Below are 17,107 nucleotides of genomic sequence, written 5' to 3'. Positions count from 1 at the left end.
TTCACGACGATAACTATTACGAAGGTTCTCTAGGCCACACCCGGCGGTTGCCAGGGCCGGAAGCCGCAGTACACCACCCACGAGGATTTCGTCATGGCATTAACAGTAAACACCAACCTTGCTTCGTTGACCGTTCAGAACAACCTGAACAAGGCTTCCAGCGCCCTGCAAACTTCCATGCAGCGCCTGTCCTCCGGCCTGCGTATCAACAGCGCCAAAGACGATGCGGCCGGCCTGCAAATCGCTGGTCGTCTGACCAGCCAGATCAACGGCCTGGGCGTTGCCATCAAGAACGCCGGTGACGGTAACTCCATCGCGCAAACTGCTGAAGGCGCGATGCAGCAATCCACCAACATCCTGCAGACCATGCGTTCCCTGGCTCTGTCGTCCGCTAACGGCTCCCTCAGCGCTGACGACCGTAAGTCGAACCAGGCTCAGTACGCGGCTCTGACTTCTGAATTGACCCGTATCGCTTCTACCACCACTTTCGGTGGTCGTAACCTGCTGGACGGTTCTTTCGGTACTACCGCTTTCCAAGTGGGCGCCAACGCCAACCAGACCATCAACATGAGCCTGGGCAACGTAGCGGCTAACAACATTGGTTCGCAGCAGCTGCTGTCTTCTGCCCAAACACCTACGGCTACCGGTATTGCAGCCGGTACCATCAGTGTGACCGGTGGCGGCCAGACCTCTGCTTCGCTGGCCATCGCAGATGGTGCTTCGGCCAAGGATATCGCTGCCCAACTGAACGGCGCAGTCGGCGGCCTGCAGGCCTCCGCCAGCACTGAACTTAAGTTCACTGTACCTGCCAGCTTCCCGGCTGCTACTCCAAACGGTAAGTTCGACCTGACAGTCGGTAGCGGTCCTAGCGCCACTACTGTTTCGTTCACCGGTATCACCAGCGCTGCTGACCTGGCCGACCAACTGAACTCCAACGCTGCCAAGCTGGGCATCAGCGTTAACTTCGACCAGTCGACCGGCTCTCTGTCGATCAAATCCGACTCGGGTGAGAACTTCACCTTTAATAACGCTGACGCCGGCGGTCAGCTGATGAGCATCGCTACCAAAGGCGGCGACGGCAAGTTTAACGCCACCGCAACCCCTCTGGTCGCAGGTCCGCTGATTGCTACCGGCGCTATCTCGTTGAACTCCAGCTCCAGCTACTCGCTGACTGGTACCGGTGGTGGTGTTGCTGGCTTGTTCGGTGCAACTGGCGTCAACGCTGTCAACTCGGCGAAAGTTGTTGTCAGCAACACCGACGTGACCACCGCTGCCAACGCACAGAGCGCTGTTGACGTGCTGACCCAGGCACTGTCCACCATCGACTCCCAGCGTGCTGACCTCGGTGCTGTACAAAACCGTTTCGACAACACCATCGCCAACCTGCAGAGCATCTCGGACAACTCCACTTCTGCCCGTGGCGTGATCCAGGACGTTGACTTCGCTGCTGAAACCGCTCAGCTGACCAAGCAACAAACCCTGCAACAGGCTTCGACTGCGATCCTGTCCCAGGCGAACCAACTGCCATCCGCTGTACTGAAGCTGCTTCAGTAATAACGGCGCTTGGTAACTGACGGAAGGGCGCGTTTACGTGCCCTTTTGTCTTTTGTCTAATGAGGTGATTGGTCATGGACATGAGCGTCAAACTGAACCTGTCTTACCCTGCGGCAGCGCCACAGAATGCACCTGCTCCTGTCAGTGCCGATCCGCAGAAGCCCAAGGTGGACGCCGTTGCTGGCGCGAAAGATGCCCAGCAGCCATCGAGCCACACCGACTTGAAAAAAGCGGTCAACGACATAAACGAATTCATCCAGGCTGCCCAGCGCAAACTGGATTTTTCCATTGATGACTCCACCCACCAGGTTGTGGTCAAGGTCATTGCGACCGAAAGCGGTGAGGTCATTCGCCAGATTCCTTCGGAATTGGCACTGAAACTCGCCCAGAGCCTTCATGACGCCAGCAGCTTGCTGTTTGACGCCAAGGTCTAAACTGGCATGAACTTTGTTGCGAAAACTGCCTAGAGCGTGATTCGTCAATAAAGCATCAGCCCCGGATTAGGAGAAAGACGATGACAGTCGTAGCAGGTCTAACGGTCAACGGCCCGGGTACGGGCATCGACGTTCAAGGTCTTGTTAAGTCGTTGGTGGGGTCGCAAACCGCACCCAAGCAAGCGCAGATCGACAGCCAGACCAAAACATCCACTGCGCAACTGACTTCGATCGGCAAGATCCAGGCGGCTCTGGACGCGTTCCGGGGCGCGTTGGACACCATGACCAAGACTGTTAACTTCAGCGGCTTGAGTTCGACGCTGTCGAACGACAAGCTCGCGACGGTCACGTTGGGCCCAGGTGCCGCCGCCGGCAACTTTACGCTGGGTGTCACCCAATTGGCCACGGCGTCAAAGGTCTCCACGGCAGTAATTCCTGGCGGGCCGACGGCCGTTGTCAATTCCGGGGTCTCGGCGACGGTGTTTACGGTCTCCCAGTCCGGCAAGAATTACAGCGTCAGTGTGCCACCGGGCGGAACCCTGCAGCAGGTGCGCGATTCGCTCAACTCGCAGTACGGCAACGCGGGCTTGAGTGCCAACATCCTGACTGACTCCAACGGTTCGCGGTTGGTGGTCACATCGTCGACGACCGGTGTCGGTAGCGACATCACCTTCAAGGGTTCCTCGGGCCTGGATACGGGTGCGACGGTTGTGGGCTCGGCGCCGCAGAACGCCATATATAACCTTGATGGCAGCCCTCAAGAGTCCAAGAGTAATACCCTGCCCGACGCAATCAGTGGTGTGAGCATTACCTTGACGGGGGTTTCGGGGACCGATGCCCCTTCGACGATCAAAGTGTCTGCGAACAGCGCAACCCTGAAGTCGGCAGTCAAGGGCTTCACAGATACCTACAGTGCGTTGGTCAAGGCTGTGAATGCCGAGACTCAGGTCACCACCAATGCCGACGGTTCCGTCACGCCAGGCCCGTTGACCGGGGACAGTTCGGTGCGCAGCATGATGGCGTCGATCCGCAACGTGATGAACTCGGTGACCGGTAGCGGCTCGTTTTCATCCCTGGCGCAGTTTGGCGTGACCACGGACCAGACAGCGGGCACCCTGAGCGTCAGTGATGTGGCGTTTGACAAGGCGGTCCTCACTAATGGCTCCGACATCAACAGCATCTTCACCGGGCCCAGCGGACTGTTGGCAAGCCTGACGAATGCCACCGCCAACTTTGCGCTGAGCAAGACCGGGGTGTTCGCCCAAAAGTCCACGACCCTGCAGGACAACCTCAAGGACCTGACCAACCAGCAGACCGCCCTGAACACGCGTTCTGATGCCCTGACGGCGTCCCTGACCCTGAAATACAACGCCATGGACTCCCTGGTTGCGCAGCTCAAGGCTCAGGGCGACAGCGTCATGACCACACTCAACTCGCTGAACAATCCGAAGTCCACCTGATTGGCGGATGGATAAAGCCCGCCGAAGGCGCTGAGTCAAAGCGCCAGGCGGGCTAAAGTTTTGTGTAACGCCGTCGACATAATAATCAGCGTCCACCCTTTTAGCTGTCGCCTGTCACGAGGTAGAAACATGAATCCCATGAGAGCCCTTCGCCAATACCAGAAGGTCAACACCCACGCCCAGATCTCCGAAGCCAGCCCGCACCGCCTGGTGCAGTTGCTGATGGAAGGCGCACTGGATCGTATGGCGCAGGCCAAGGGTGCGATGGCTCGCGGTGATATCGCGCAGAAGGGGTTGATGCTGGGCAAGGCGGTGGACATCCTCGTCGGGTTGCGTGACGGCCTGAACCCCGAGAAGACCCCGGACCCGATTGCACTGCAGCAGTTGGATAACCTGTATGCCTTCATGACCATGCGCCTGCTGGAAGCCAACCGTCAGAATGACGCTGCGATGATCGATGAGGTCGCAGGTCTGATGATTACGCTCAAGGAAGGCTGGGACGGTATTGCCACAGAGGTACAGTAGGCCGTAAGGCCTGAGGACGATGTCATGAGCCAAGCATTGCAAAAAATCGACGAGACCCGTGAGGCGCTGTCCGAGGCGTTGGCTGAACGCAACTGGGGGGCGATCGGCGAACTGGATTTGGGCTGCCGCGCGTTGATCGATGCTGCGCTCAACGAGGAATCGGCGGATGAGGCAGCCATTCGGGCAAAACTGGAAGACTTGCTTTCGGTCTACCAGCAGTTGCTTGAGGCGACGACAGGGGAGCGACAGGCTATTTTCGAAGAGATGTCGCAGTTCAACCGAGCTAAACATGCGTCAAAGGTTTACCATATGTTCGGCTGAAGGCTCAGTTAATCCGAACACCGCGCGTCATAAATTTGACTGTGCACGATTTTTTGACTTAACTAGTGCTATTTTCAGACGTCAGAAAGCCGTAGCGCAGAAAATGCCTACAGCAATCTAGATTGCCCCAACTCGAGGGCATTAGAGTTTTACTAGGGAAGTTGCTATTGCATGTGGCGTGAAACCAAAATTCTGCTGATCGATGACGATAGCGTTCGGCGCCGCGATCTGGCGGTGATCCTGAATTTTCTTGGCGAAGAAAATCTACCCTGTGGCAGCCACGACTGGCAGCAGGCGGTCAGCTCTTTGTCGTCGAGCCGCGAAGTCATTTGTGTGCTGATCGGGACGGTAAACGCTCCTGGTGCAGTACTGGGCTTGTTAAAGACACTGTCGACCTGGGATGAGTTCCTTCCGGTGTTGCTGATGGGCGATATTTCTTCCGTGGACCTTCCGGAAGACCAGCGCCGCCGCGTGCTTTCCACCCTCGAAATGCCCCCCAGCTACAGCAAATTGCTCGACTCCCTGCACCGTGCCCAGGTCTACCGCGAGATGTACGACCAGGCCCGCGAGCGCGGCCGTCACCGCGAACCCAACCTGTTCCGCAGCCTCGTCGGCACCAGTCGTGCGATCCAGCACGTGCGCCAGATGATGCAGCAAGTGGCCGACACCGACGCCAGTGTGCTGATCCTTGGCGAGTCGGGCACCGGCAAGGAAGTGGTCGCACGCAACCTGCACTACCATTCCAAGCGTCGTGACGGGCCGTTCGTGCCGGTCAACTGCGGGGCGATCCCGGCAGAACTGCTGGAAAGCGAACTGTTCGGCCACGAGAAGGGCGCCTTTACCGGGGCGATCACCAGCCGTGCCGGGCGTTTTGAACTGGCCAACGGTGGCACCCTGTTCCTCGACGAAATCGGCGACATGCCGCTGCCGATGCAGGTCAAGCTGCTGCGGGTATTGCAGGAGCGCACCTTCGAGCGCGTGGGCAGCAACAAGACCCAGAGCGTCGACGTACGCATCATCGCGGCCACCCACAAGAACCTCGAAAGCATGATCGAGGTCGGCAGCTTCCGCGAAGACCTGTACTACCGCCTCAACGTATTCCCGATCGAAATGGCGCCCCTGCGCGAGCGCGTCGAAGACATCCCGCTGCTGATGAACGAACTGATCTCGCGCATGGAACACGAAAAGCGCGGTTCGATTCGCTTCAACTCGGCGGCGATCATGTCCCTGTGTCGCCACGGCTGGCCGGGCAACGTCCGCGAGCTGGCCAACCTGGTGGAGCGCATGGCGATCATGCACCCGTACGGGGTGATCGGCGTGGTCGAGCTGCCGAAGAAATTCCGCTACGTCGACGACGAAGACGAGCAATTGGTGGACAGCCTGCGCAGCGACCTGGAAGAGCGCGTGGCCATCAACGGCCACACGCCGGACTTCGGCTCCACCGCCATGCTGCCGCCGGAAGGCCTGGACTTGAAGGACTACCTCGGCAGCCTCGAACAGGGCCTGATCCAGCAGGCACTCGACGACGCCAACGGTATCGTCGCCCGTGCCGCCGAGCGCCTGCGCATCCGACGTACCACCCTGGTGGAGAAGATGCGCAAGTACGGCATGAGCCGCAAGGAAGGTGATGAACAGGCGGATGATTGACGCCTGTTTTTCAACTGACTGAAAACTAAGCCTATTTTTTTAGGCACGGGTATTGCTACAGCACTCGCAACGTTCCGTTTAACTGACGGTCAGCCAAGCGAGAGAGCATGATGCCCCACGCCGCCCAACTATCTTCGGTCCCTGACACTCAGGGGCCGGCCCCCTCCGTAGAGCAGATCAGCCGCCTCGGGCTTGAACAGGCTTTTTCCCTGTTCAACCAGATGTCGAGCCAGTTGACTGACTCCTACAGCCTGCTGGAAGCCCGGGTTTCCGAGCTTAAGGGCGAGTTGGCCGTGGTCAGTGCCCAGCGCATGGAAGAGCTGGCCGAGAAAGAGCGACTGGCCAACCGTCTGCAAAACCTCCTCGACCTGTTGCCCGGTGGCGTGATCGTCATCGACGAGCAGGGCCGTGTGCGCGAAGCCAACCCGGCGGCCTGCAACATGCTTGGCCTGCCGCTGGAGGGCGAGCTGTGGCGTGAGGTCATCACCCGCTGCTTTGCCCCGCGGGAAGACGACGGCCACGAAATTTCCCTCAAGGATGGGCGCCGCCTGTCCATCGCCACGCGTTCCCTGGATGCCGAGCCCGGCCAGTTGGTGTTGCTCAACGACCTGACTGAAACCCGGCACCTGCAAGACCAGTTGGCCCGCCATGAGCGCCTGTCGTCTTTGGGGCGAATGGTCGCTTCCCTGGCCCACCAGATTCGTACGCCATTGTCGGCCGCGCTGATTTACGCCAGTCATTTGACTGATGAGCAATTGCCCGCCGCCACCCACCAGCGTTTTGCCGGCCGCCTCAAGGAGCGCCTGCACGAACTGGAGCATCAGGTGCGCGACATGCTGGTGTTTGCCCGCGGCGAATTGCCGCTGACCGACCGCGTCACCCCGGCCGCCTTGATGCAGTCCCTGCAAGCGGCGGCCGCCACTCATATTCAGGAAGCGTCAGTCCGTTGGCAGTGCGACAGCCATTACGGCGAGTTGCTGTGCAACCGCGACACCCTGGTGGGCGCGCTGCTCAACCTGATCGAAAACGCGACCCAGGCCAGCGGCCCCGGGGCGCGGCTCAAGGTGCACCTGTACAACCGTGGCGAGACCCTGCGCCTGAGCATCAGCGACAGCGGCAGCGGGATTGACCCGGTGGTGCTGCAGCGCCTCGGCGAGCCTTTTTTTACCACCAAGACCAACGGGACCGGCCTGGGCCTGACCGTGGTCAAGGCAGTCGCCCGTGCACATCAGGGAGAATTGCAGCTGCATTCCCGGTTGGGTCGTGGCACGTGCGCGTTGATCACGCTGCCGCTGTTTTCATGCGCCGTCAGCGCGGAGTAAAAGGTCATGGCTATCAAGGTTTTATTGGTTGAAGACGATCGCGCCCTGCGTGAAGCATTGGCTGACACGCTGTTGCTGGCGGGCCATGACTATCGGGCGGTCGGTTCTGCCGAAGAAGCCCTGGACGCGGTGGAGCAGGAGTCCTTCAGCCTGGTGGTCAGCGACGTCAACATGCCGGGTATGGACGGACACCAGTTGCTCGGCCTGTTGCGTGCGCGCCAGCCGCAACTGCCGGTGCTGCTGATGACCGCCCACGGCGCCGTCGAGCGTGCCGTCGACGCCATGCGTCAGGGCGCTGCGGATTACCTGGTGAAACCCTTCGAACCCAAAGCCTTGATCGAACTGGTCGCCCGGCATGCCCTTGGCACCCTGGGCGCTGCCGAGGGTGAAGGCCCGATTGCCTTCGAGCCGGCCAGCGCGCAATTGCTGGAACTGGCGGCCCGTGTTGCCCGCAGCGATTCCACCGTGCTGATCTCCGGCGAGTCCGGTACCGGCAAGGAAGTACTGGCGCGCTACATCCACCAGCAATCCCATCGTGCCAGCCAGCCGTTCATTGCGATCAACTGCGCGGCCATTCCCGACAACATGCTCGAAGCCACCTTGTTCGGCCATGAGAAGGGCTCGTTCACCGGCGCCATCGCGGCGCAGGCCGGCAAGTTCGAACAGGCCGACGGCGGCACCATCCTGCTCGACGAAATCTCCGAAATGCCCCTGGGCCTGCAAGCGAAGTTGCTGCGGGTGTTGCAGGAGCGCGAAGTGGAGCGGGTGGGCGCACGCAAGCCGATCCAGCTGGACATCCGTGTGGTCGCCACCACCAACCGCGACCTGGCGGGCGAAGTGGCGGCGGGGCGCTTCCGTGAGGACCTGTTCTACCGGCTCTCGGTGTTCCCGTTGGCCTGGCGCCCGTTGCGCGAGCGCCCGGCCGACATCATCCCGCTGGCCGAGCGCCTGCTGGGCAAGCACGTCAATAAAATGAAGCATGCCCAGGCGCGCTTGTCGGCCGAGGCCCAGGCCTGTCTGATCAGTTACCCGTGGCCCGGCAACGTGCGGGAACTGGACAATGCGATCCAGCGTGCGTTGATTTTGCAGCAGGGCGGCCTGATCCAGCCCCAGGATTTCTGCCTGGCCATGGGCGCGGGCGCAGCGCCGCAGCCGAGCCTGGCTGCCGCGCCACAGGTCGAAGCCGTGCCTGCCGAATCCGCCGGCGCCCTGGGTGACGACCTGCGTCGCCGGGAATTCCAGATGATCATCGACACCCTGCGCTCCGAGCGCGGGCGCCGCAAAGAAGCCGCCGAGCGCCTGGGCATCAGCCCGCGCACCCTGCGCTACAAGCTGGCGCAGATGCGTGACGCCGGGATGGACGTGGAAGCCTATCTCTACGCCACCTGAAAATTCTCAAAGCCGACAGGGCCAGTCGCCTTTTCTTACAGAATGCCACGGAGCTGGCACCCTTGTTGCTACCACCCCTGTAATCGCTGTGTAGTGTCAAAAAATTGCGGGTCGTCGGAGAGAAAGTTCATGAGCCAAGGTGTTGAGTTCAATCGGTTGATGTTGGATATGCGGTCCATGCAAATGGATGCCATGGCTCAACCGAAATCCGCCGCGCAAGCCGTACCGGAATTGGGCCAGAGCAGCTTTGCCGACATGCTCGGCCAGGCCATCAACAAAGTCAGCGACACCCAGCAGGCATCCAATCAGTTGGCGACCGCCTTCGAGATCGGCAAGAGCGGCGTGGACCTCACCGACGTGATGGTCGCCTCGCAAAAAGCCAGCGTTTCATTCCAGGCCTTGACCCAGGTGCGCAACAAACTGGTTCAAGCCTATCAAGACATCATGCAGATGCCGGTTTAAGGACGATTTGAGTCATGGCAGAAGCACTCGTGGATAACGCACCCGCCAAGGCAGACGGCAAGCCGCCGCTGTTTGGCCTGTCGTTCCTGGAAAACCTCTCCGAGATGACCATGTTGCGTCAGGTGGGCCTGATGGTCGGCCTGGCTGCCAGCGTGGCGATTGGTTTTGCCGTGGTGCTGTGGTCCCAGCAACCGGATTACCGTCCGTTGTACGGCAGCCTGGCCGGCATGGATTCCAAGCAGATCATGGAAACCCTGGCGGCGGCAGACATCAGCTACACCGTCGAACCGAATTCCGGCGCCCTGTTGGTCAAGGCCGACGATGTGGCCCGTGCGCGGATGAAGCTGGCGGCTGCCGGCGTAACCCCGTCCGACGCGAATATCGGCTTTGAAATCCTCGACAAGGACCAGGGCCTGGGGACCAGCCAGTTCATGGAAGCCACCCGCTACCGTCGCGGCCTGGAAGGCGAACTGGCGCGCACCATCTCTGCCCTGAACAACGTCAAGGGCGCCCGCGTGCACCTGGCGATTCCGAAAAGCTCGGTGTTTGTGCGCGATGAACGCAAGCCCAGCGCCTCGGTCCTGGTCGAACTCTTTGCCGGCCGCTCCCTTGAGCCTGGCCAGGTATTGGCGATCATCAACCTGGTGGCCACCAGCGTTCCTGAATTGAGCAAGTCGCAGATCACCGTAGTCGACCAGAAGGGCAACCTGCTGTCGGACCTCGCGGAAAACTCTTCGCTGACCATGGCCGGCAAGCAGTTCGACTACAGCCGTCGCATGGAAAGCATGCTGACCCAGCGGGTGCACAACATCCTGCAACCGGTGTTGGGCAATGATCGCTACAAGGCTGAAGTGTCGGCCGACGTCGACTTCAGCGCCGTCGAATCGACCTCCGAGCAGTTCAACCCGGACCAGCCGGCCCTGCGCAGCGAGCAATCGACCACCGAACAACGTACCGCCAGCAATGGCCCGCAAGGCGTGCCGGGTGCCCTGAGCAACCAGCCACCAACCCCGGCCACTGCCCCGCAAACCACCGGTGGCGCTGCCGCTACCGCAGGCGCGGTGCAGCCTGGCCAGCCGCTGCTGGACGCCAACGGCCAGCAGATCATGGACCCGGCCACCGGCCAGCCCATGCTCGCGCCGTACCCGGCCGACAAGCGCAACCAGTCCACCAAGAACTTCGAGCTTGATCGTTCCATCAGCCACACCAAGCAGCAACAGGGCCGGATCAATCGCCTGTCGGTGTCGGTGGTGGTGGATGACCAGGTCAAGGTCAATGCCGCAGACGGCGCCATCACCCGCGCCCCATGGAGCGCCGATGAATTGGCGCGCTTCACTCGCCTGGTGCAGGACGCGGTGGGCTTCGATGCCAGCCGTGGCGACAGCGTCAGCGTGATCAACATGCCGTTCTCCGCCGAGCGTGGCGAAGTCATCGCCGAGGCAGCGTTCTATACTCAGCCGTGGTTCTGGGACATCGTCAAGCAAGTGCTCGGGGTGTTGTTCATCCTGTTGCTGGTGTTCGGCGTACTGCGCCCGGTGCTCAACAACATCACCGGCCACGGCAAGAAGCAACTGGCCCTGGCCGGCGGCGACGTCGAACTGGGTGGCATGGGCGGCCTCGATGGCGAACTGGCCAACGACCGCGTGAGCCTCGGTGGCCCGCAAAGCATTCTGTTGCCGAGCCCGAGCGAGGGTTATGACGCTCAGTTGAACGCAATCAAGAGCCTGGTGGCCGAAGACCCGGGTCGTGTGGCCCAGGTCGTGAAAGAGTGGATTAACGCAGATGAGTGATAGCCGAGCTGCAGTAGCCAAACTCTCCCGGGTCGACAAAGCCGCCGTGCTGTTGCTGTCCCTCGGAGAAACCGACGCCGCCCAAGTGCTGCGCCACATGGGGCCCAAAGAGGTTCAGCGTGTCGGCGTGGCCATGGCGCAAATGCGCAATGTGCACCGCGAGCAAGTCGAGCAGGTGATGAGCGAGTTCGTCGAGATCGTCGGCGACCAGACCAGCCTGGGCGTCGGCTCCGACAGCTACATTCGCAAGATGCTCACCTCGGCCCTGGGCGAAGACAAGGCCAACGGCCTGATCGACCGTATCCTGCTGGGTGGCAACACCAGCGGCCTCGACAGCCTGAAGTGGATGGAACCGCGGGCCGTGGCCGATGTGATCCGCTACGAACACCCGCAAATCCAGGCGATCGTGGTGGCGTATCTCGACCCCGACCAGGCCGGTGAAGTGCTCGGCCACTTCGACCATAAGGTGCGCCTGGATATCATCCTGCGCGTCTCGTCGTTGAACACCGTGCAGCCAGCGGCCCTGAAAGAACTGAACACGATTCTCGAGAAGCAGTTCTCGGGCAATTCCAACGCTTCGCGCACCACCCTGGGCGGCATCAAGCGTGCGGCCGACATCATGAACTTCCTCGACAGCTCGGTGGAAGGCCAGTTGATGGACTCGATCCGCGAGATCGACGACAGCCTGTCGGTGCAGATCGAAGACCTCATGTTCGTGTTCAACAACCTCTCCGACGTCGACGACCGTGGCATCCAGGCGTTGCTGCGGGAAGTCTCCTCCGACGTGCTGGTGCTGGCGCTCAAGGGCTCCGACGAAGGCGTCAAGGAAAAGATCTTCAAGAACATGTCCAAGCGAGCTTCCGAACTGTTGCGCGACGACCTCGAGGCCAAGGGCCCGGTGCGCGTCAGCGACGTGGAAACTGCACAGAAGGAAATCCTCACCATTGCCCGCCGTATGGCCGAAGCCGGAGAAATCGTTCTCGGTGGGAAGGGCGGCGAAGAAATGATTTAAGGCGCCGCGCATGTCGAACAAAGATGAGACGCCCAGCGATCTGATTCGCGCACGGGACGTCGGAGGGTTCGACGTCTGGTCGCTGCCCAGTTTCGACCCGCATCGCCCGGAGCCGGAGCCGGAGCCGGTAGAAGAACCCCCGGCCGAGATGGAAGAAGTGCCGCTGGAGGAAGTCCAGCCACTGACCCTGGAAGAGCTCGAAAGCATTCGCCAGGAAGCCTACAACGAAGGTTTCTCCACCGGCGAGAAGGACGGCTTTCGCAGCACCACTCTCAAGGTCCGCCAGGAAGCCGAGGCCGCGCTGAGCGTCAAGCTGGCCAGCCTGGAAACCCTGATGGGCAGCCTGTTCGAGCCCATCGCCGAGCAGGACTCGCAGATTGAAAAAGCCATGGTCGGGCTGGTGGAGCACATCACCCGCCAGGTGATTCAGCGCGAATTGGCCCTGGACTCCACGCAAATCGAAAGCGTGATGCGCGAAGCCCTCAAGCTGCTGCCCCTGGGCGTCGGCAACGTGCGGCTGTACATCAACCCGCAGGATTTCGAACAGGTCAAAGCCCTGCGCGAGCGCCATGAAGAAACCTGGCGCATCGTCGAAGACGCTGCGCTGCTGCCCGGTGGTTGCCGGGTCGAGACCGAGCACAGCCGCATCGATGCCACGGTGGAGACGCGCATCACGCAGATCATGGCCAAGCTGTTCGATCAGTTGCACGAGCAGGCGCTGCACCCGGCAGAGCCGGACTTGAGCGTAGAGCTGGACACCCCCGATGCGCCTTGACCGCACCAGCTTCGCCAAGCGCCTGGGTGGCTATGCCGAAGTCACCGAGTTGCCCGGCCAGCCGATCCTGGAGGGCCGCCTGCTGCGCATGGTCGGCCTGACCCTGGAAGCCGAAGGCCTGCGCGCCGCCATGGGCAGCCGCTGCATGGTGATCAACGACGACAGCTACCACCCGGTGCAGGTCGAAGCCGAAGTGATGGGGTTCTCCGGCAGCAAAGTATTCCTGATGCCCGTCGGCAGCGTTGCCGGCATTGCCCCCGGCGCTCGCGTGGTGCCGCTGGCCGACACCGGCCGCCTGCCGATGGGCATGAGCATGCTCGGCCGCGTGCTGGATGGCGCCGGGCGCGCCCTCGACGGCAAGGGTGGGATGAAGGCCGAAGACTGGGTGCCGATGGACGGCCCGACCATCAACCCGCTCAAGCGCAACCCCATCAGCGTGCCGCTGGACGTGGGCATTCGCAGCATCAACGGTTTATTGACGGTGGGCCGCGGCCAGCGCCTGGGCCTCTTCGCCGGTACCGGCGTGGGTAAGTCGGTGCTGCTGGGGATGATGACGCGCTTTACCGAGGCCGACATCATCGTGGTCGGGCTGATCGGCGAGCGGGGCCGGGAGGTGAAGGAATTCATCGAGCACAGCCTCGGCGAAGAAGGCCTCAAGCGTTCGGTCGTGGTGGCCTCACCGGCGGATGACGCGCCGCTGATGCGCCTGCGCGCCGCGATGTACTGCACGCGCATCGCCGAATATTTTCGCGACAAGGGCAAGAACGTCCTGTTGCTGATGGACTCCCTGACCCGTTTCGCCCAGGCCCAGCGGGAAATTGCGCTGGCCATCGGCGAGCCGCCGGCCACCAAGGGCTATCCGCCGTCAGTGTTCGCCAAGCTGCCCAAGCTGGTGGAGCGTGCCGGTAACGCCGAAGCCGGTGGTGGTTCGATCACTGCGTTCTACACCGTACTCTCCGAGGGCGATGACCAGCAGGACCCGATTGCCGACTCGGCGCGGGGTGTGCTCGACGGGCACATCGTGCTGTCCCGGCGCCTGGCCGAAGAAGGGCACTACCCGGCCATCGACATCGAAGCCTCCATCAGCCGGGTGATGCCGTCGGTGGTCACCCCGGAGCACATGATGCGCGCGCAGCAGTTCAAGCAACTGTGGTCGCGTTATCAACAGAGCCGCGACCTGATCAGCGTCGGCGCCTATGTGGCCGGCGGCGATCGCGAGACCGACCTGGCGATTGCCCTGCAACCGCAACTGGTGACGTACCTGCGCCAGGGCCTTAACGACAAGATCAGCATGGGTGAAAGCGAGGCACACCTGGGCACCATCTTCGCGCCGGCGCCGGGCGGATAAACCATGGCCAACACTCGCGCCGCGCGCCTTGCCCCGGTAGTGGACATGGCCGAAAAAGCTGAAAAGACCGCCGTCCAGCGCCTGGGGTACTTCCAGGGCCAGGTTCGCCTGGCGGAAAGCAAGCTGGGGGATCTGGAGCGCTTTCGCGGCGAGTATCAGCAGCAGTGGATCGAGCGTGGCAGCAAGGGCGTCTCCGGGCAGTGGCTGATGGGCTACCAGGGCTTTCTCAACCAGTTGGAAACCGCCGTCGGCCAGCAGCGCCAGAGCCTGGCCTGGCACCAGGCCAACGTCGACAAGGCCCGCGACAGCTGGCAACAGGCCTATGCCCGGGTCGAAGGCCTGCGCAAACTGGTGCAGCGCTACATCGACGAAGCCCGTGCACTGGAAGACAAGCGCGAGCAGAAACTGCTGGATGAATTGTCCCAGCGTCTTCCCCGCCAAAACCCCTATTAACCACGCCCTCGCTCCTACATGGATTTGCCCACTTCCCTATCACCTGCTACACCTTGTTGCACATTGCCAATGACAAGGAAGCAGTCGTATGTCAGTCGAATCAGAAGTGTCCCTGGACGGGACGAAGTTGACGATCACCGTCAGGGGGCGATTCGATTTCGGTAGCCACCAGGCCTTTCGTGATGCCTACGAGCGGTTCTACAAGGTGCCCGAGATCTACGTGGTGGACTTGAAGGAAACCACCTACATGGACAGCTCGGCCCTGGGCATGCTCCTGCTGTTGCGTGACCATGCCGGAGGCGACAATGCCGAAGTGCAGGTGGTCAACGCCAACTCCGATGTGCGCAAGATCCTGGCCATTTCCAACTTCGACAAACTGTTCGACCTCACTTGAGCGTCCTGGCCCCGGTCCTCGAGGCGCTGACGGTGTTGATCGCCGAAGACAGCGCCGCCGACCTGTTGTTGCTGTCAACCATCGTGCGCCGCCAGGGCCACCAGGTGCTGACCGCCAGTAACGGCCAGGAAGCGGTCGATGTGTTTACCCGTGAACGGCCGCAGTTGGTGTTGATGGACGCCCTGATGCCGGTGATGGACGGCTTCGAGGCGGCCCGCCAGATCAAGCAGCGGGCGGGGGAGGCGCTGGTGCCGATCATCTTCCTCACCTCCCTGCGCGAGAGCGAAGCCCTGGCCCAGTGCCTGGATGCCGGGGGTGACGACTTCCTGGCCAAACCCTATAACCAGGTGATCCTGGCGGCAAAGATCAATGCCATGGATCGCCTGCGTCGCTTGCAGGCCACGGTGTTGCAGCAACGCGACCTGATCGCCCGGCACCACGACTACCTGCTGCAGGAGCAGCGAGTGGCCAAGGCGGTGTTCGACAAGGTGGCCCACTCGGGCTGCATCAACGCCGCGCCGAATATTCGTTATGTGCAGTCGCCCTACGCGCTGTTCAACGGCGATTTGCTGCTGGCCGCGTACACGCCGTCGGGCGATATGCATGTGCTGCTGGGGGACTTTACCGGCCACGGTTTACCGGCGGCGGTCGGCGCCATGCCCCTGGCGGAAGTGTTCTACGGCATGACTGCCAAGGGCTACGGATTGGCGCAAACCCTGCGGGAGATGAACGCCAAGCTCAAGCGCATCCTGCCGGTGGACATGTTCTGTTGTGCCACCTTGCTGTGCCTCAGCGCCCAGCGACGGGTGGTGGAAGTGTGGAATGGCGGCATGCCCGACGGCTACGTGCATGACGTCACCACCGGCAAGCGTACGCCGCTGGTGTCGCGGCATTTGCCATTGGGCGTGCTGGCGGCCGAGGCGTTTGATGACCGCACTGAAGTCTGGCCGATGGCGCTGGGTGACCGAGTGTTTTTGCTGTCGGATGGTGTGCTGGATACCGCCGATGCCCATGAACAGTTGTTTGGCGCCGAGCGGTTGCAGCAGGTGTTTGCGGCCAATCGCGAGCCGGACCGGTTGTTCGAGGAGATCGAACAGGCCCTGGCGGGTTTTCGCGGTGAGGTGCGCGATGACATCAGCATGGTGGAGATCAGCCTGCAGGCGGATGAGCCGTTGCGTTCGTCGTCGGTGGTGTATTCCGACAGTGGGCAGTCGTCGCCGCTGGATTGGTCGGTAAGTTTTGAGTTTCGTGCCGAGACGCTCAAGTCCTACAACCCTTTGCCGTATTTGTTGCAGTTGCTGTTGGAGATTCATGGGCTGCGGGAGCAGAGCGGGGCGTTGTACAGCGTGATGGCAGAGTTGTATTCCAATGCGCTTGAACATGGTGTGCTGGGGCTGGATTCGCGGCTCAAGCGGGATGCACAGGGGTTTGCTGCGTATTACCGCGAGCGTAATGAGCGGCTGGCACGGTTGGATAGGGGGTATGTGCGGGTGCACCTGGATGTGGTGCCGACCGGGGAGGGGGGGGGTCTGACGCTGCGGATCGAGGACAGTGGGGCTGGGTTTGATGTGGATAAGGTGCTGGCCAGGCCGCTGGATGTTGACCGTCTGTCTGGTAGGGGATTGAGCCTGGTGCGCCAGTTGAGCAGCGATGTAGGCTGGTCTGACGGCGGGCGGTGTGTGTGCGTGGAGTTTTCATGGAAGGCTCTGGCATAATCCGCCGATTCTTGATCAAGGAGCGAACAAGTGGCAGAGATTCATCTGGACCCCGATGTGCTGACTGGCTTGCAGGAGGTCATGGAGGGCGAGTATCCGAAGCTGCTCGACACTTTTCTCGATGACTCGCAAAAGCGGGTAGAGGCGTTGCGCCGGGCTCGGGATGATGCCAAGGCGCTTGGGCGGATTGCGCATAGCTTCAAGGGGAGTAGCGGTAATCTTGGGGCGGTGCGGTTGGCTGAGCTTTGTCAGTTGCTCGAGGATAAGTCCGCCAAGCCTGTGGTTGCGGATTTGGCGCAGTTGGTGGATGAGATTGACCATGAATTCGCGCTGGTGCGGCCGTTGTATGAGCATGAGCGGGGGCGGTTTCAGCTCTGACGCTTTTGGTGTGTATATCGGTTTCTTCGGTAACGGCGGCTTATGGTTTCGCTCTTGCAGCGAGTCACTTTGCAAAAGCGGCACAGTAACCAAAGCGCTCTGCCCCATCAAAAACCAGAGCGAAAGCA

The 17,107-nt window shown here is 61.5% G+C and carries 17 protein-coding genes; all 17 read left to right on the top strand.

All coding sequences use genetic code 11. The features are described 5' to 3' along the window. Positions 1 to 93 precede the first annotated feature (93 nt). The 17 genes from HX801_RS12360 (at position 94) to HX801_RS12280 (ending at position 16,979) form a co-directional block, all read left to right on the top strand. Entirely contained in the window at positions 94 to 1,554 is a 1,461-nt protein-coding gene (locus tag HX801_RS12360) for a flagellin (RefSeq protein ID WP_177022173.1), read from the top strand. A 74-nt stretch (positions 1,555 to 1,628) separates the two neighbouring features. Continuing rightward, positions 1,629 to 1,988, top strand: coding sequence for a flagellar protein FlaG (locus HX801_RS12355; protein ID WP_102369676.1), 360 nt, complete (start codon positions 1,629 to 1,631; stop codon positions 1,986 to 1,988). 80 nt (positions 1,989 to 2,068) lie between these two features. Beyond that, on the top strand, positions 2,069 to 3,448 hold the full coding sequence (gene fliD / locus HX801_RS12350; protein ID WP_177022172.1) for a flagellar filament capping protein FliD: 1,380 nt from the start codon (positions 2,069 to 2,071) through the stop codon (positions 3,446 to 3,448). Positions 3,449 to 3,577: 129 nt separating this feature from the next. Next, positions 3,578 to 3,973, top strand: a complete 396-nt coding sequence (gene fliS / locus HX801_RS12345) for a flagellar export chaperone FliS (RefSeq protein WP_003214591.1) — start codon at positions 3,578 to 3,580, stop codon at positions 3,971 to 3,973. Positions 3,974 to 3,997: 24 nt separating this feature from the next. After that, positions 3,998 to 4,294 (top strand): hypothetical protein, encoded by a 297-nt coding sequence (locus tag HX801_RS12340; RefSeq protein WP_003214590.1) that lies wholly within the window; start codon positions 3,998 to 4,000, stop codon positions 4,292 to 4,294. A 171-nt stretch (positions 4,295 to 4,465) separates the two neighbouring features. After that, entirely contained in the window at positions 4,466 to 5,941 is a 1,476-nt protein-coding gene (locus HX801_RS12335; RefSeq protein ID WP_003214588.1) for a sigma-54 dependent transcriptional regulator, read from the top strand. Positions 5,942 to 6,051: 110 nt separating this feature from the next. Then, the gene (locus tag HX801_RS12330; protein ID WP_032899354.1) at positions 6,052 to 7,263 is read left to right on the top strand and encodes a PAS domain-containing sensor histidine kinase; all 1,212 of its coding nucleotides are present in this window, start codon (positions 6,052 to 6,054) and stop codon (positions 7,261 to 7,263) included. 6 nt (positions 7,264 to 7,269) lie between these two features. Then, a complete protein-coding gene (locus HX801_RS12325) occupies positions 7,270 to 8,652 on the top strand; it encodes a sigma-54 dependent transcriptional regulator (protein ID WP_087694335.1) in 1,383 nt (460 codons plus the stop codon). A 129-nt stretch (positions 8,653 to 8,781) separates the two neighbouring features. Further along, positions 8,782 to 9,114, top strand: coding sequence for a flagellar hook-basal body complex protein FliE (gene fliE, locus HX801_RS12320; protein WP_003214581.1), 333 nt, complete (start codon positions 8,782 to 8,784; stop codon positions 9,112 to 9,114). A gap of 14 nt (positions 9,115 to 9,128) precedes the next feature. After that, complete coding sequence (fliF, locus tag HX801_RS12315; protein ID WP_008434839.1) at positions 9,129 to 10,904, top strand: flagellar basal-body MS-ring/collar protein FliF; 1,776 nt, start codon at positions 9,129 to 9,131, stop codon at positions 10,902 to 10,904. Continuing rightward, positions 10,897 to 11,916, top strand: coding sequence for a flagellar motor switch protein FliG (gene fliG / locus HX801_RS12310; protein WP_003214577.1), 1,020 nt, complete (start codon positions 10,897 to 10,899; stop codon positions 11,914 to 11,916). The genes fliF and fliG overlap by 8 nt, the downstream gene beginning before the upstream one ends. A gap of 10 nt (positions 11,917 to 11,926) precedes the next feature. Further along, a complete protein-coding gene (fliH, locus tag HX801_RS12305; RefSeq protein ID WP_008434837.1) occupies positions 11,927 to 12,691 on the top strand; it encodes a flagellar assembly protein FliH in 765 nt (254 codons plus the stop codon). Then, entirely contained in the window at positions 12,681 to 14,039 is a 1,359-nt protein-coding gene (gene fliI / locus HX801_RS12300) for a flagellar protein export ATPase FliI (RefSeq protein ID WP_087694334.1), read from the top strand. Before fliH ends, fliI begins: the two co-directional genes overlap by 11 nt. A 3-nt stretch (positions 14,040 to 14,042) precedes the next feature. Continuing rightward, the gene (fliJ, locus tag HX801_RS12295; RefSeq protein ID WP_008434833.1) at positions 14,043 to 14,492 is read left to right on the top strand and encodes a flagellar export protein FliJ; all 450 of its coding nucleotides are present in this window, start codon (positions 14,043 to 14,045) and stop codon (positions 14,490 to 14,492) included. 88 nt (positions 14,493 to 14,580) lie between these two features. Further along, entirely contained in the window at positions 14,581 to 14,886 is a 306-nt protein-coding gene (locus HX801_RS12290) for an STAS domain-containing protein (RefSeq protein ID WP_003214569.1), read from the top strand. After that, a complete protein-coding gene (locus HX801_RS12285; protein WP_177022171.1) occupies positions 14,883 to 16,601 on the top strand; it encodes a fused response regulator/phosphatase in 1,719 nt (572 codons plus the stop codon). Before HX801_RS12290 ends, HX801_RS12285 begins: the two co-directional genes overlap by 4 nt. Positions 16,602 to 16,631: 30 nt before the next feature. After that, complete coding sequence (locus tag HX801_RS12280) at positions 16,632 to 16,979, top strand: Hpt domain-containing protein (protein ID WP_003214564.1); 348 nt, start codon at positions 16,632 to 16,634, stop codon at positions 16,977 to 16,979. Positions 16,980 to 17,107: the final 128 nt, after the last annotated feature.

The sequence above is a fragment of the Pseudomonas sp. G1002 genome, from assembly GCF_013385455.1.
In the GTDB taxonomy this organism is placed as follows: domain Bacteria; phylum Pseudomonadota; class Gammaproteobacteria; order Pseudomonadales; family Pseudomonadaceae; genus Aquipseudomonas.
The sequence above is the reverse complement of the archived record's forward strand: the minus strand, read 5'-3'. Positions and strand labels throughout refer to the sequence as shown.